Origin of the sequence: Streptomyces sp. NPDC004126 (assembly GCF_050275515.1) — a bacterium.
Classification (GTDB): Bacteria; Actinomycetota; Actinomycetes; order Streptomycetales; family Streptomycetaceae; genus Streptomyces.
Genome location: NZ_JBNNPF010000002.1, coordinates 280,565 through 295,303, shown reverse-complemented (window position 1 = coordinate 295,303; position 14,739 = coordinate 280,565). Strand labels below are relative to the sequence as shown.

14 protein-coding genes and 1 tRNA gene are annotated in these 14,739 nt (G+C 74.1%); 9 read left to right on the top strand and 6 right to left on the bottom strand.

The window, feature by feature from the left end:
* The first annotated feature begins 81 nt into the window (after nucleotides 1-81).
* Genes ACQKM2_RS03880 through ACQKM2_RS03860 form a run of 5 tightly spaced genes read left to right on the top strand, consistent with a single transcriptional unit; the run spans nucleotide 82 to nucleotide 4,330 of the window.
* Nucleotides 82-2,301, top strand: coding sequence for an ATP-binding protein (locus tag ACQKM2_RS03880; RefSeq protein WP_427706225.1), 2,220 nt, complete (start codon nucleotides 82-84; stop codon nucleotides 2,299-2,301).
* Nucleotides 2,302-2,324: 23 nt separating this feature from the next.
* The gene (locus tag ACQKM2_RS03875; protein ID WP_007267614.1) at nucleotides 2,325-2,756 is read left to right on the top strand and encodes a roadblock/LC7 domain-containing protein; all 432 of its coding nucleotides are present in this window, start codon (nucleotides 2,325-2,327) and stop codon (nucleotides 2,754-2,756) included.
* Nucleotides 2,753-3,190: a DUF742 domain-containing protein gene (locus ACQKM2_RS03870; protein ID WP_427706223.1), complete on the top strand. Its 438-nt coding sequence runs from the start codon at nucleotides 2,753-2,755 to the stop codon at nucleotides 3,188-3,190. The genes ACQKM2_RS03875 and ACQKM2_RS03870 overlap by 4 nt, the downstream gene beginning before the upstream one ends.
* On the top strand, nucleotides 3,168-3,788 hold the full coding sequence (locus ACQKM2_RS03865; RefSeq protein ID WP_427706221.1) for a GTP-binding protein: 621 nt from the start codon (nucleotides 3,168-3,170) through the stop codon (nucleotides 3,786-3,788). The genes ACQKM2_RS03870 and ACQKM2_RS03865 overlap by 23 nt, the downstream gene beginning before the upstream one ends.
* Nucleotides 3,785-4,330 (top strand): GAF domain-containing protein, encoded by a 546-nt coding sequence (locus tag ACQKM2_RS03860; RefSeq protein WP_427706219.1) that lies wholly within the window; start codon nucleotides 3,785-3,787, stop codon nucleotides 4,328-4,330. Before ACQKM2_RS03865 ends, ACQKM2_RS03860 begins: the two co-directional genes overlap by 4 nt.
* Here the strand turns inward: ACQKM2_RS03860 and ACQKM2_RS03855 are convergent, their stop codons facing one another.
* Both ACQKM2_RS03855 and ACQKM2_RS03850 read right to left on the bottom strand, forming a co-directional pair.
* The gene (locus tag ACQKM2_RS03855; RefSeq protein ID WP_427706301.1) at nucleotides 4,331-5,227 is read right to left on the bottom strand and encodes a transketolase family protein; all 897 of its coding nucleotides are present in this window, start codon (nucleotides 5,225-5,227) and stop codon (nucleotides 4,331-4,333) included.
* A gap of 21 nt (nucleotides 5,228-5,248) precedes the next feature.
* Nucleotides 5,249-5,950 carry a transketolase gene (locus ACQKM2_RS03850; protein WP_427706217.1) on the bottom strand — a complete coding sequence of 234 codons (702 nt, stop codon included), beginning with the start codon at nucleotides 5,948-5,950 and terminating at the stop codon, nucleotides 5,249-5,251.
* A 136-nt stretch (nucleotides 5,951-6,086) separates the two neighbouring features.
* On the opposite strand from ACQKM2_RS03850, the gene ACQKM2_RS03845 reads away from it, so the two are divergent.
* Together ACQKM2_RS03845 and ACQKM2_RS03840 are read left to right on the top strand one after the other, a co-directional pair.
* Nucleotides 6,087-6,163: transfer RNA gene (locus ACQKM2_RS03845), tRNA-Pro, on the top strand.
* 130 nt (nucleotides 6,164-6,293) lie between these two features.
* Nucleotides 6,294-7,778, top strand: a complete 1,485-nt coding sequence (locus tag ACQKM2_RS03840; RefSeq protein ID WP_427706215.1) for a multicopper oxidase family protein — start codon at nucleotides 6,294-6,296, stop codon at nucleotides 7,776-7,778.
* A gap of 43 nt (nucleotides 7,779-7,821) precedes the next feature.
* Here the strand turns inward: ACQKM2_RS03840 and ACQKM2_RS03835 are convergent, their stop codons facing one another.
* Entirely contained in the window at nucleotides 7,822-8,154 is a 333-nt protein-coding gene (locus ACQKM2_RS03835; protein WP_427706213.1) for a hypothetical protein, read from the bottom strand.
* Nucleotides 8,151-8,726: an RNA polymerase sigma factor gene (locus ACQKM2_RS03830; RefSeq protein ID WP_427706211.1), complete on the bottom strand. Its 576-nt coding sequence runs from the start codon at nucleotides 8,724-8,726 to the stop codon at nucleotides 8,151-8,153. Before ACQKM2_RS03830 ends, ACQKM2_RS03835 begins: the two co-directional genes overlap by 4 nt.
* Nucleotides 8,727-9,136: 410 nt before the next feature.
* On the opposite strand from ACQKM2_RS03830, the gene ACQKM2_RS03825 reads away from it, so the two are divergent.
* Together ACQKM2_RS03825 and ACQKM2_RS03820 are read left to right on the top strand one after the other, a co-directional pair.
* Nucleotides 9,137-10,204: a hypothetical protein gene (locus tag ACQKM2_RS03825; RefSeq protein ID WP_427706209.1), complete on the top strand. Its 1,068-nt coding sequence runs from the start codon at nucleotides 9,137-9,139 to the stop codon at nucleotides 10,202-10,204.
* A gap of 428 nt (nucleotides 10,205-10,632) precedes the next feature.
* The gene (locus tag ACQKM2_RS03820) at nucleotides 10,633-12,462 is read left to right on the top strand and encodes an ABC transporter ATP-binding protein (RefSeq protein ID WP_427706207.1); all 1,830 of its coding nucleotides are present in this window, start codon (nucleotides 10,633-10,635) and stop codon (nucleotides 12,460-12,462) included.
* A gap of 53 nt (nucleotides 12,463-12,515) precedes the next feature.
* Here ACQKM2_RS03820 and ACQKM2_RS03815 read toward each other — a convergent pair whose 3' ends face one another.
* Both ACQKM2_RS03815 and ACQKM2_RS03810 read right to left on the bottom strand, forming a co-directional pair.
* Entirely contained in the window at nucleotides 12,516-13,925 is a 1,410-nt protein-coding gene (locus tag ACQKM2_RS03815; protein WP_427706205.1) for a sensor histidine kinase, read from the bottom strand.
* Nucleotides 13,922-14,656 (bottom strand): response regulator transcription factor, encoded by a 735-nt coding sequence (locus tag ACQKM2_RS03810; RefSeq protein WP_427706203.1) that lies wholly within the window; start codon nucleotides 14,654-14,656, stop codon nucleotides 13,922-13,924. Before ACQKM2_RS03810 ends, ACQKM2_RS03815 begins: the two co-directional genes overlap by 4 nt.
* Nucleotides 14,657-14,739 lie beyond the last annotated feature (83 nt).

The following is a 14,739-nucleotide window of genomic DNA, read 5'->3' as shown; positions in this document are numbered from 1 at the left end:
GCGGTCTAGCGTGGGTGTCCGGTGATCAACACCGGGCCCCGCGACTCGCTGGGGGCCGGGCCCCACGTACCGAGGACGCCGATGTCCGGACTCCGCGCCGCCCGCCACTCCCCGTCGAGACACGCCGTGAAGGGACCGGGCCGGCAGATACGCCCCCAGCTGATCCGCGCCGCCGTACTGCCCACGCTCGCCGCCGGGCTCAGCGGCGCCGCCGCGGTCATGTTCACCCTCCACCTCGGCGGCGGCTCCGGCGCGCGCGACGACCGGCTCTGGCCGGTGCTCGCGGGCTGCGCCCTGCTCGCCGTCGGAGCGCTCGCGGCCGCCCTGCTCGGGGCCCAGCGCGCCGCCAAGGCCGTCCGGGACCGCTGTGAGGCGCTGCGCCGCTCCAGCGTGCGCGGACGCGAGGAGCTGCGCACCGCCGCCGAGCGGCTCGAACGCGGGGAGGGCGCGGGCCGCCCCGTCCGCGGGGACCGGGGCGCCGCCCCACCGGAGGGCGAGCAGGCCGGCGTGGACGAGTTCTGGCTGCTCGCGCAGGAGTTGCGCAGCGCCCGGGAGCAGGCGCAGACGACCCTCGTACGGCTGGCCCTGCCGGCCGCGCCGACCGACAGCGACCGCAAGGTGGAGGTCTTCGTCAACCTCGCGCGCCGGCTTCAGTCGCTCGTGCACCGCGAGATCTCGCTGCTCGACGGGCTGGAGGACACCGTCGAGGACCCCGACCTGCTCAAGGAGCTCTTCCACGTCGACCACCTCGCCACCCGGATCCGCCGGCACGCCGAGAACCTCGCGGTGCTGGGCGGGGCCGCCTCCCGCCGCCAGTGGACCCGGCCCATCGACCTGAGCGAGGTGCTGCGGTCCTCGGTGGCCGAGGTCGAGCAGTACACCCGGGTCAAGGTGGTGCCCCCGGCGGGCGGCACCGTACGGGGCCACGCCGTCGCGGACGTGGTGCACCTGCTGGCCGAACTCGTCGAGAACGCCACGGTGTTCTCCGCCCCCGACACGGACGTGGTGGTGCGGGCCGAGCGGGTCACCGCCGGGATCGCCGTCGAGGTCGAGGACCGCGGGCTGGGCATGCCGGCGGAGGAACAGCACCGGATGAACACCCTGCTGGCCGACCCCGACCAGGTGAGCGTCCGGCACCTGCTGGCCGACGGGCGGATCGGCCTGTTCGTGGTCTCGGCGCTGGCCCGGCGGCACGGCATCGCGGTCGAGCTGAAGTCCAACATCTACGGCGGGGTGCTGGCGGTCCTCGTACTGCCCCAGGGCCTGCTGGGCGCGGAGGCACCGGGCGCGGCCGACGCGGCGGGCGGCTCGCGGGCCACCTCGTGGGGCACCGTCTCCTGGCCGGACACGCTACGCCCCGCACCCCGCGAGCCCCAGCCCCCGCGGCCGGGCCCGCCCGCGGAACCGGCGCCGATGCCGTACGCGGCCGCGGGCCGCGGTGCGGATCCGTACGCGGCCCAGGGCCACGGTGCCGACGCCCCGCCCCCGGCACACACCGCCCACCCGGCCCCGGCCCCGCTGCCGTACGCGGCCCAGGGCCGGCCCGCGGCAGCCCTGCCCCCGGCACACGCCGCCGATCCGGACCCGGACCAAGTGCCGCTGTCCCACGCGCCCCAGGCCCGGCCCGCGGGCGGTGCCGACGTCCCGGAAGCGGCGCATGCCATCGGCGTGGCCCGGGGCTTCTGGCAGGCGCCCGAAGGGGGCCCGGCAGCTGCCCCGGCCGCCCGGCCGGAGCCGGCCGGGGGACTGGACGGCGTCCTGACCCCGGCCCTGCCGGCGGCCCCGGCCCCGGCCCCGGGTTCCGAGCCCGCGGCGTGGGGCGCGGAACCCGGCACGCCCGAGCTCGGACCGGTCGTCGTGGCTCCGGGAGCCGGCGGGTCGGTCTGGGCCTGGGGCCCCGCGGCCGAAGAGGCCCCGGACCCCGTACCGGAGCCGGACCCGCTCTGGCCCCTGGACACCGGCACCGGCGCGGCACCCGGCCTGGAGCCGGCCTGGCCCCGGCACCCCGGCACCCCGGAACCGGCCGCGCGGCCCGGCCCCGCCGCGGCCTGGGCGGCGCAGCCGCAGCCGTATCCCGACCCCGCCCCCCTGCCGCACCGAGTCCCCCCGCAGCACCCCGCCCCCGAGGCGGCGCGACCGCCCCTGCCCCGGCGCCGCGCCCAGCAGCACCTCGCGCCCCAACTGCGCGAGGCCCCCGCCCCCCGGCGGACCGACGAAACCGAACAACCCGTGCACGACCCCGGCCTGATGGCGGCCTTCCAGCGGGGCTTCGGCCTCGCCCAGTCGGACGAACAGGCATGACCCCCAGCAAGGAGCACACCCCCATGGCCGGCGAACTGGCGACGAAGACAGGCAGCCTCTCCGATCTCGACTGGCTGCTCAGCGGTCTGGTCCAACGGGTCCCGTACACCCGCAGCGCGGTACTGCTCACCGCCGACGGACTCGTCACCTGCGTCCACGGCCTGGACTCCGACAGCGCCGACCACATGGCCGCCCTCGCCTCCGGCCTCTACTCCCTCGGCCGCAGCGCCGGCGCACGCTTCGGGGACGGGGCCGAGGTCCGGCAGGTGGTCGTGGAACTCGACACCGCGCTCGTCTTCGTCTCGGCGGCCGGCTCCGGCACCTGCCTGGCGGTGCTCGCGGACCGGGAGGCTGACGCCGGCGTGCTCGGCTACGAGATGGCGATGCTGGTCAAGAGCGTACGGCCGTACCTGGCCGCCCCGCCGCGCCGGCCCGTCGCCGACGCGGAGCGATGAGGGCCTGGGCGAGGGGGGTCCACGGTTTCCCGCCGGCCGGCTTCGCCACGCCCCGGGACACGCCCTGGCTGGACGACTCCGCCGGCCGGGTCATGCGCCCGTACACCGCCTGCGGCGGCCGGACCCGACCCGCCGTCGCGCTCGACCTGCTGTCCCGGATGACCGCCACCGGCGTCCGCCCGGGCATCCCGCTCGGGGCCGAGCACACCCTCGCCCTGCGCGCGTGTGCCGGCGCGGCGGCGGTGACGGTCGCCGAGGTGGCCGGGCAGCTGCGGCTCCCGGCCGTGGTGGTGAAGGTGCTGCTGTCCGACCTGATGGAGTACGGGGCCGTCATGGCACAGTCGCCCCGCTTCCCGAACGGCGGCGGTTCCTTCGCCGCCGACGACCTGTGCCTGCTGCGGGCGGTGCTCGATGGCCTTCGCCGACGGCTGTGAGACGGCCGCCCCGGCCCTGCCCGCGACCTTGAAGATCCTGGTCGCGGGCGGTTTCGGGGCGGGGAAGACCACCTTCGTCGGGGCGGTCAGCGAGATCGAACCGCTGTGCACGGAGGAACTCCTGAGCGGGCTCGGCGAGAGCTCCGACCGGCTCGACGGGGTCACGTCCAAGACGGCCACCACCGTCGCCCTGGACTTCGGCCGCCTCACCCTGGACGACCGGCACGTCCTGTACCTCTTCGGCACGCCCGGGCAGGAGCGCTTCTGGTTCCTGTGGGAGGAACTGTGCGCGGGAGCGCTCGGAGCGGTCGTCCTCGCCGACACCCGCCGGCTCGCCGACTGCTTCCCCGCCGTGGACTTCTTCGAGCGGCGCGGGATCGGCTTCGTCGTCGCCGTCAACGAGTTCGACGGCAGCCACCGCTACACCGCCCAGGAGGTCCGCGACGCCGTCGGCCTCGACCCGGACGTACCCGTCGTCCGGTGCGACGCGCGCCTGACCCGCTCCGGTACGGGGACCCTGGCCGCCCTCGTCCACCACCTGCTGTCCACGGCCCGCCAGGGCCGCCCACCACACTCGGATCCGGGGGAACCGCCATGACCCACTACGAATCGACCGGCCACCTGCTGCTCACCCCCGTGGACCGGGAGGCGCCCGCACGGGCCGTCCGGCTGCGCGAGATGGACCTCGGCGAGCGGGCGGACCCGGAACTCGACGAGTACGCGCGCCGGGTGGCCCGGACCCTGGAGGCCCCCCACGCGGGCGTCAACTTCATCGGCGAGGAACGGCAGTTCTTCGCCGGCCTGCACCACGGCCCGGACGCCGCCGCCAGCGGCTACCCGGCCCGGGTGCTGCCCCGGGACCACGGCTACTGCCCCCACGTCGTGGTGCGGCGGCGGGCCCTGGTCCTGGAGGACGTACGCGACTTCGCGCGCTTCGCGGGCAACGCCGTCGTCGACGAGAGCGGGGTGCGCTCCTACCTCGGAGCGCCCCTCACCGACCGGCGCGGCTTCGTCCTCGGCACCGTCTGCGCCGTGGATGTGGTGCCGAGGAGGTGGGGGACCCAGGGCCTCGCGACGGTCAAGGACCTCGCCGCCGAGCTCGCGGAGCTGCTGCACGCCCGGCCCGACCGCCGGGGGTGATCAGCGCAGGAAGCCGGTGATCCGCTCCCGCAGGGATCCCGCGTCCAGGCCGTGGGCGGCGGTGTGCTCGTCGATCGTGCCGTAGCGGCGCAGCTCGGCGCGCCCCACGCCCAGCGGCAGCACCCGGTGCGGCACGTCCGCGAGGGCCTGCCCGGCGGCCGCCGCCGAGGTGCCCGCGAGGTACGGCTCCACCAGCACCACGTCCGCCGCGGCCCGTCCGGCGGCGGCGCGCAGGGCCGCGTCGTCGAAGGGGCGCACGGTGGCCGCGTACAGGACCGTGACGTCGAGCCCCTCGGTCGCCGCGAGGACGTTGTCCAGCAGCGGCCCGACGGCCAGCACCACGCCCGCGCGGCCCTCCCGTACGGTCTGGAAGCGCAGGTCGCCCAGGGGGCGCGGGGCGGCGTTCGACTGCTGGGAGAGCCGGACGTACACCCGGTCGTCCCCGGCGGCGTACGCGTGCCGCAGCAGCGCCTCCGCCTCGTCGGGGTGGCCGGGCACGTGGACGGTCCAGCCGTCGAGCGTGTCGAGCAGCGCCACGTCCCCGGGTGCCATGTGGGTGAACCCGCCGGCGGGCCAGTCGTAGCTGGCGCTGGCGCTGACCAGCACCCCGCCCGTGCCCTGGTGTCCGAAGTCCAGCTTGACCTGCTCGAACGGCCGCTCGACGAGGAAGCTGGCGAAGGTGTGCAGCACGGGCCGCAGCCCGGTGAGGGCCAGCCCGCCGCCCACCCCGACGAGCAGCTGCTCCCGGATCCCGACGTTGATCACCCGGTCCGGATGCCGCTCCTGGGCGGGCCGGAAGCCGTCCATGGAGATCTCGGCGAGCACGAGCGCCAGCCGGGGGTCCTCGTCGAGCAGCCGCGACGTGACCGTGATGAACCTCTCCCGCATGGTGTCCATGGCGTCCATGTCCCCTCCCCCTCAGAACTTCTTCTCGACACGGGCGACGACGGCGTGCGGCCGGCCCGGATGCGGTGTGGTGAAGGCGGCGTGCAGCGCCGCGTGGTCCCGCCCGTCCACGGTGACGGCGCTCCAGCCGGCCGCCTCGAAGCGGGAGGCGATCCCGCCGGGCCAGCCGTGGGTGGCGGAGTCGTTGTCGACCACCACGGTGTGCAGCGCCTCCAGCCCGGCCGACCCGGCGTGGGCGATGGCCTCGTGGTTGCTGCCCTCGTCGAGCTCCGCGTCCCCGATCAGCACCCACACGGCGGCCTCGTCCAGCCCCCGCGCCCGCAGCCCGAGCGCGGTGCCGACGCCGAGCGGCAGTCCGTGCCCGAGGGAGCCGCTGGAGATCTCCACGCCGGGGACCAGGGTGCGGTCGGGGTGGTGGCCGAGCGGGGAGTCGTACGCCCCGAAGCCGGGCAGCCAGTCGACGGGGAAGAACCCCTTGGCGGCGAGCACGGCGTAGTAGGCCATCGGCCCGTGCCCCTTGGAGAGCAGGAACCGGTCCCGCCCGGCGTCCCGCGCACTTTCGGGCCCGACGCGCAGCACCCGGTCGTAGAGCACCCACAGCACGTCGAGGGTGGAAGTGGCGGCGGGCCCGTGCTTCTCGGCCCCTGTCATGAGCGCGATCAGCCGGTCCAGATCCTCGTAGCGGAGCCCGGTGTCCGCGGATACCTGTGTCATGCACCAACCGTGCAACCTCAAGCGGACTTGAGGTCAACTCCCGCCCGCCCCGAAAAGGTGCGCGCGACCACCCCCCGAAGTGCGGTATTGTTCTCGTGCCGGTCAGGCCAAGGGGAAACCCCAGGTCAGCAGGCATCGGGACGTGGCGCAGCTTGGTAGCGCACTTGACTGGGGGTCAAGGGGTCGCAGGTTCAAATCCTGTCGTCCCGACCATGCGGAAACGCTGGTCGGAGGCCGTTCTCTCATCCATGAGAGGGCGGCCTTTCGTGTGTCCGGGGCCGAGTGGCTGTGTGGCATGTGCGGCATGTGTGGAATGTGGTGATGCGCACCCTATGGTGCTCGGGTGAGACGTCGCGCTTTCCTCCTGCTCGCAGCGGCAACCGGTATCCCGGGGTGCGGATCCACGTCGGGCCGCCCCGACGGGCCGGCGACCGGCCGGCCGACAGAAGGCGGCACCTCCGCCGGCCCGCTGCGGATCCCGCCCCTGCTGGAGCCCGTCGTCGACGGGGCCGGGGTGAAGACCTTCACCCTGACGGCACAGCGCGGGGAGACCGAGTTCCTGCCCGGCAAACCGGCCCCCACCTGGGGGTTCAACGGTTCCTACCTGGGGCCGACGCTGCGGGCCTCGCGCGGGGACCGGATCCGGGTCAACGTCGTCAACCGCATCGGTGAGGCCACCACCGTCCACTGGCACGGCATGCGCTTGCCGGCCCTGATGGACGGCGGACCCCAGCGGATCATCGAACCGGACGCCACCTGGACCCCGCACTGGACCGTCGACCAGCCCGCGGCCACCACCTGGTACCACCCCCACCCGCACGGCTACACCGTCCAGCACGTGTACCGGGGCCTGGCCGGGCTGTTCCTGCTCGACGACCCCCAGGCCCAGGCCCTGGACCTGCCCAGGACCTACGGCGTCGACGACTTCCCCCTGATCGTCCAGGACAAGGTGATCAACGACGACGGCACCCTGTCGGAGAAGAGGCTCGACGACTCGGTGTTCTTCCTCGGCGACCGGATCCTCGTCAACGGCACCCTCGACCCCCACCTGGAGGTCGGCTCCCAGCGGGTGCGCCTGAGGATCCTCAACGCCTCCAACTCCCGGCTCTTCCACATCGGTTTCGCCGACGGCCGCGGGTTCGAGGTCGTCGGGGCCGACGCCGGCCTGCTCCCGGCGCCGGCCCGGGTGGACCGGATCTCGCTGAGCCCGGCGGAACGTGCCGAGATCGTCGTCGCCTTCTCCCCGGGCGAGAGCGTCGTCCTGCGCAGCTCCGGTGGCCGGGACCCCATCGACAAGGGGGACTTCGACCTGCTGAGGATCACCGCCGCCGAGCGGCTGCGCCCGTCACCCGAGGTGCCGGGCCGCCTGGCGACGACGCCGCCGATCGAGGTGCCCGCCGGGTCCCGGGTCCGCGCCTTCCGCCTCGACGGGGACGACGAGATCAACGGCCGCGACTACGACGCGGACCGCATCGACGAGGTCGTACCGGCCGGGGCCAGGGAGATCTGGGAGGTCGAAGCCCGGGACCACGCGCACAACTTCCACATCCACGAAGTCGCCCTCCGGGTCCTCGACATCGACGGCAGGCCGCCTCCGCAGTGGTACCAGTCGCAGAAGGACACCGTCTTCCTGCCCGCGAAGTCGAAAGCGAGGCTCGCCGTGGAGTTCGGGCGTTTCGCCGATCCGAAGACGCCCTACATGTTCCACTGCCACATCCTGCGCCACGAGGACCGCGGCATGATGGGCCAGTTCGTGATCGTCGAGCCGGGCACGGAGGACCAGGTCCCCCGCACCCTTCCGACGGGGCACGACACCACGCACGGCTGACGCCGCAAGGCCTTCGTCATCGGGGTCGCGGCGCTCGCCTCGGTCACTTCCGGGCGGTGTCCGCCGGGTCCGCCCTGGTGAGGGTGCAGACGCCGTCCGTGCACCGGCGTTCCAGGCGGCCGCGGGAGACCGTCTGGGCCAGGCCGACCATCCAGCACGTCGGGCAGCCGCGGAAGGCGATCAGGGACAGCGGGGCCGCCAGCAGGGCGGCCGGGCCGGCCGTGGGGACCAGGGCGATCGAGCCGATGATCAGGCCGAAGCCGAGGGCGCCCCGGGCCAGGTGGCGCGGGACGGAGCTGCTGGCGAAGTCCGGCCGTGCGTTCGCCGGGCGTGCGTTCGCCGGGCGTGCGGTCTTCGTGGTCTTCGTGGTCGTCATGGTCGGGGGTCTCCTGTCGCCGAGATGGTGGCCTGTGCGAGTGAGAGCCGCAGCGTCGCGCGGGCCCTGTGCAGCCGGGACTTCATCGCGGGAGTGCTCAGGCCGAGCGCGTCCGCCACGGCCCTGCCGGGCAGGCCCTGTACGTCCCGCATGATCAGGACCTGCCGCTGCTCCCGGGGGAGGGCGCTCACCGCCGCCGCGATCCGCTCCGCCTCCAGCCCGCGCAGCACCGCCTCTTCGGCGGACGGTTCCGCCGGGGCGTCCGGGGTGCCCGGGGCGTCGTCGTTCCGCGAGACGAGCAGCCGTACCTGGCGCAGGCACTCGTTGCGCACGATGCGGAACATCCACGAGGCGAGCGCGCCCGTCGCCCGCAGGGTGCCGATCTTCCGGTAGAGGATGATCAGCGCCTCCTGCGCGGCGTCCTCCGCGTCCTGCGGCGAGGAGCACAGCGAGAGGGCGAACTTGCGTACGTGGGGCTGCGATTCCATGACGACGGTCGTGAGGGACGTGACGTCGCCGTCCTGGGCGGCCTTGATCAGCCGGTCGTCCGGCCAGGTGAAGCGTTGTTTCATGTGCTGCTCGTCTCCGACGGGTGCCTCGGGGTGCCTCGGGGTGCGTTCGGTGCTCAGCCGCGGCTCTTGAAGCGCCGCAGCAGGTGCCAGGAGCAGGCGCCGACGAGCAGGGCTGCGACGACTGCGAGGGCGGTGATCAGCATGGGGTTCCTCCGTGGGGTGCGGTGTGTCCGGTGGGCTCGTACGCGGATAAGAGGCGGGGAGGCGCCCAGAGGATTCGCCCCCGGCCGAAATTTCCTCCGCCGGTCCCGGTTCGGCCGGTTCGACCGTTTCGGCCGCGTGGCGGGAAGGCGCGCTGTAGCGTGAAGTCGCACCCCACGACGGACCCCTCCCGGGATCCGTGTGCCTTGCCGTGCCCCGATCCTCCCCCCACCCGGTCCAGCGTTCCGTGTCCGACCGAAGGGAAGACCATGAGCACCCAGACCCAGCCCGTCCCGTACCCGAGCCTGCTGAGCTGGCTGGCCGGTGGAGCGCCCGACACCACGAAGATCGCCGCCGACCTCAAGGCCATGGCCGACAACCAGCACTACGAGCGGTTCCTGCTGGACCTGGAGGACGAGCAGGCCGCCTTCAAGGCCGCGCTGCTCGCGGCCTTCCCGCAAACCGCCCTGGACAAGCGTGAGTTCACGAAGGCGGCGGGCAGCCTGGCCGCCGTGGCCTCCCCGACGCTGAAGACGGCCGGACCCGTCTGCCTGACCTCCCTCGCCGGGCCGCGCGACGCCTTCGACCGCGCGTACCTGTGGACCGCCCCCGACGGGGTGCTCCGCTACAAGGGCGGCACGGTGTACGGCAGGACGTCGAACACGCGGATGCGGCTCTCCGCCGACAACGGCCGGCGGCTGTACGTCGCTTCGGCGAACCACCCGCTCAAGCTGTGGCTCCGCAAGAACAACCAGGACGCCACCATCCAGGAGATCTTCTCCGTCGTGGCCGGTGCGGGCGGGTACGACGCCCTCGTGGCGCAGAACGCCGTCGACTGGGAGAGCTCGGCCGGCGGCCCGCTGACCACCCCCAAGGGGCTGGTCCAGGTGATCACGAAGAGCGGTGCGTTCCACTCGATCAGCTGGAACACCCCGTACTGCACGGCCGGCTGGGTCGACTCGCTGCTGCCGACCCTCATCACCCAGGGCACCATTCCGGCCCCCGGCGGGCCGAAGACGATCGGGCAGAACGTCCACTCCACGCAGATTGTCGGCAGCGCGTGGATGCCGGGCGTCGACAACCAGGACTGCAAGCCGGGCGAGATGCCCGGGCAGTGGCACACCGACGTGGCGGCCACGCTGTGCCCGCTCGCGGCGAACCACGTCCAGCTCCGCCACATCACGGAGTTCTGCGACATCCTGAAGAAGGCGGGCTTCACCGCGGGAGGCACGGACCTGGTGGCCCGCATCACCTACCTGCTCGCCAACCACCCGCAGCGCCGGGCGGACCTGGAGTCGCTCCCCAACATCAAGGCCTACTACAAGCAGTGCTTCTGAGCGGTACGGCCGGTAGGCGCGGGCCGGTACGGCCGGTACGGCGCAGGGCCCCCGCGCACCGAACACCGCGATCGGTACGCGGGGGCCTCCTGCCGTTCGTCCCGTGGCGGCGAGAGCCGCTCGTCCGCACGGAACCGGCGGCACGGGCCGCTGGGGCCCGCGCGAGCCACAGTCTCTCATTCAAGAGGAAAATGCGCCACCATGGCCAGCATCTGCCAGGCAGGATGCAGGCTCGGCTGTGCTTCTGCGTGTGGGCGGGTGTGTGCGTGCCGTCGCCCGGGGCCGCCGCGGGCGGTCCCGGGCGACGACGGTGCAGACACCATCCGATCGGCGGAAAGACGGAGAAAACGCTTGGACGGGGCAAGCGGCCCTGCGGAACACTGCGACTCCTGTCCTCCCACCGCTCACACCGCACGCACAGGGTTGGTATGGGATCTCCCGAATCACGCCAAAGTCCGCCGGGCAGGGGCCCGGTCCTCCTCGCACTGCGCCACTACGGACGGGAGCTGTTCCGGCTCCGCCGCCTGGCCGCACCCGCCATGCTGTTCCCGGCGCTGGGCAACATCGGCATCAACTACGTCGCGCCGCTCGTCGTCGCCAAACTCGTCGGCCGGATCGCGGACGACCGCGGCGCCGTCGCCTCCGGCATCGGCCCGGTCCTGCCCTACGTCCTCGGGTTCGCCGGCGCCCTGCTGCTGTCCGAGGCGCTGTGGCGCCTCGGGCTGCACTGCCTCAACCGGCTCGACGCCCTCGGCGTCGAGCGGCTCTACGTCGTCGGGATGGACGAGCTGTTCGCCCAGGACGCCGCGTTCTTCCACGACAACTTCGCCGGCTCGCTCACCAAGCGGGTCCTGAGCTTCGCCTCCCGTTTCGAGGAGTTCGTCGACACGCTGACCTTCCAGATCGTCGGCAAGTTCGTGCCCCTCGTCTTCGGCTCGGTGGTGCTGTGGCAGTACGAACCGCTCCTCGTCGTCGGCCTCTTGACGATGATCGCGGTCACCGGGCTCCTCGTGACACCGCTGATCCGCCGCCGGCAGCGGCTCGTCGACGAGCGCGAGGCGGCCATCGCCCGCGTCTCGGGCCACGTCGCCGACAGCCTGATGAACATGGACACGGTCCGCGCCTTCGCCGCCGAGGAACGCGAGGCCGCCGAGCACCGCTCGCGGGTCGCCGAATCGCGGCGGCTCATGCTGCGGTCCTGGGACTACGGCAACCTGCGCATCGACACGATCGTCGCGCCCATGTCCGTACTGACCAACGCCCTCGGCCTGCTGGTCGCCGTCGGGCTCGCCGCACGCGGGCACGGCGTGGAGACGGTCGTCGTCGCCTTCACCTACTACGGCAACGCGACCCGGATCATGTTCGAGTTCAACCAGATCTACCGCCGCCTGGAAAGCTCGATGACGGAGGCCGCGCAGTTCACCGCACTGCTGCTGACCCCGCCGACCGTCCTCGACCCCAAGTCCCCGGAGCCGCTGCTGTCCCAGGGCGCGGAAGTGTGCTTCGAGAAGGTGGACTTCGCCCACGCGGGCGGGGAACCCCTCTTCACCGGGCTCGACCTGGACGTGCCCAGCGGGACGAAGATCGGCCTCGTCGGCCGGTCCGGCGGCGGCAAGACCACCCTCACCCGGCTGCTGCTGCGGATGACCGACATCGACGGAGGGCGGATCACGGTCGGCGGGCAGGACATCAGCCGGCTCGCCCAGTCCGACCTGCGCGGCCTGATGGCGTACGTACCGCAGGAGCCGGCCATGTTCCACCGCACCCTGCGCGAGAACATCGCCTTCGCCCGCCCGGACGCCACCGACGCCGAGATCCGCCGGGCCGCCGAGGCCGCGCACGTGACGGAGTTCGCCGACGCCCTGCCGGACGGCTTCGACACCATGGTGGGGGAGCGCGGGGTGAAGCTCTCCGGCGGACAGCGCCAGCGGGTCGCCCTGGCCCGGGCGATCCTGCGGGACGCCCCCATCCTGCTGCTCGACGAGGCCACCAGCGCCCTCGACTCCGAGAGCGAGATCCTCGTCCAGGACGCCCTCTGGCAGCTCATGGAAGGGCGGACGGCGCTCGTCGTCGCGCACCGGCTGAGCACCGTCGCCACCATGGACCGGCTCGTCGTCCTCGACCGCGGCCGGATCGTGGAGCAGGGCACCCACCAGGAACTGCTCGACGCGGAGGGCGCCTACGCGAAGCTGTGGCAGCACCAGTCGGGAGGCTTCCTCGACGACACCCCCACGGCCGGAGCCGACCTGCGGCCGTGACCCGTACCGGCCCCCGCGCCGTGCCGGCCGGGCACGGCGCGGGGGCCGGCCGACTACCCCGGCGCGCCCGGCAGGGTCAGGGTGAAGACCGCGCCGCCCTCCGGACCGTGCCCCACGGCGCTGAGGCTGCCGCCCAGCCGGGCCGCCAGACGGTGCGCGATGGCCAGCCCCAGCCCGCTGCCGACGGGGCGCTCACCCCGGTACCGCTCGTACAGCGCACCCCGCTCGAACGCCACCGTCACGTCGTCCTCCGTCAGCCCCGGACCCCCGTCCCGGACCTCGACCCGTACGCCGCCCCCCGCGGCCGCGGCGAGCGCCAGCACCACCGGCCGCCCCGACGGGGTGATCCGCAGGGCGTTGGCCAGCAGGCAGTCCGCCAGCTGCCGGACCCGGAAGCCGTCGGTCCGTACGGTCGGGGCCTCCCCGTCCGCCGGGGGCTCCCAGCGGAACACGACGCCGTGCCGGGCACAGCGCTCCCGCCACACCCCGGCGGCCCGGCCCAGCAGCGCCACCAGGTCCGTCTCGGCCGGCTCGACGGGGAACTCGTCCGCCTCCAGCCGGGCCAGGTCGAGCAGGTCCGACAGGAACCGGTCCAGCCGGTCCGACTCGGCCACCAGGACCCGGCCCGTCTCCGGCACCCGCTCCGGCGGGATCACCCCGTCGGCCAGGGCCTCCGCGTAGCCGCGCACCGCGGTCAGCGGGGTGCGGATCTCGTGCGACACGGACAGCAGGAACTCGCGCCGGCGGTGCTCGCTGAGCTCCAGGGCGCCGTCCAGTACGGCCATGGCACGGTTGAGCTCCGCCACCTCCCGCGGGCCGCGCCCCGGGTGGCCGCCGTCGGGGCCGCCGTCCGGGGCGGACGCCGCGAAGCCGCGCTCGCCGTCGGCCAGGCGGCCCGCCACCGCCGCCGCCCGGGTCAGCGGGCGGGAGATCCGCCGCGCCAGCAGCAGCCCGGCGACAGCGGCCCCGGCCAGTCCCGCGCACAGGGGCAGGACCAGGCTGCGGCGCATGCGGGCGGCGGCCGCGTCCACCTCCGCCATCGGCTTGGCCAGCACCACCCCGCCCGACCCGAACGTCCGCCCCTCGACCAGGACCGGCCGCCCGTCCAGCGTCCCGGTCGCCGACAGCGGCCGCCGGGTCAGCATCCGGTCCCGCCCGGCGTGCGACACCGCACCCGCGGCCGGCCCGCGCAACGCCCCCGAGGGCTCCAGCACCGCCAGGCGGACCCCGTCCGACCCCGCGATCAGCTGCTCCGTGTCCAGGAGCAGCGCCGACAGCCGCGGCACCCGGCTGAGCACCGCCGCCTGCCGGCCCAGCCGGTCGCGCTCCTGCGCCTCGGCGGTGGCCCGCGCCGTGTACCAGGCGGTCGCCCCGCTCAGCAGTACGGCGACCAGCGCGACCAGCCCCGCGAACAGCACCAGCTCCCGGGCGAGCGAACCGCGCCCCGCCCGGGCCGCACTCACCCGGGCTCCCCGGCGGCCGCGCCGTAGCCGACGCCCCGCACCGTGCGGATCGGGCTCGCGGCGCCGAGCTTGCCTCGGATCTGCGACACGTACACGTCCACCACCCGCTGGTCGCGGTGCGCCGAATCCCCCCACACCCGGTCCAGCAGCTGCGCCCGCGTGAAGACCTGGCCCCGGTGCTCCAGCAGGTGGGCGAGCAGGCCCAGTTCCAACGCGGTGAACTCCACCGGCACCCCGTCGACGTGCACCGTGTGCCGGACCGGGTCGACCCGCAGCCCTCCCGCCACGTGCACGGCCGCCGCGGCCCCGGCCCGGCGGCCCCCGCGGCGGAGCACCGCGTTCACCCGCGCCACCAGCTCACCCGGCGAGAACGGCTTCGTCAGGTAGTCGTCGGCGCCCAGCTCCAGGCCGAGGATCCGGTCCGCCTCGTCTCCGCGCGCCGTCACCAGCAGCACCGGCGTCCAGTCGCCCCGCTCCCGCAGCCGACGGCACAGCGTCACCCCGTCCATCCCCGGCAGCCCCACGTCCAGCACCACCGCCGCCGGAGCCAACCGGGCCACCGCCTCGAACCCCGCCGGGCCGTCGACGGCCGTCTCCGTCCGGTAGCCGTCCCGCTCCAGGTACAGCCGCTGCAACGCGGCGATGTTCGGGTCGTCCTCCACGATCAGGACGAGCCCCTTGCGGGGGTGCATGACGACTCCGGTGGGGTACGGGCACGGTTCGCCGTTCATGCTAGGTGCGTCCACGAGGTCCCGCCCGCCACGGGAAGCGGCCTCACACAGCCCTAACAATCGGCTCACGGCCCCCGAGCAAT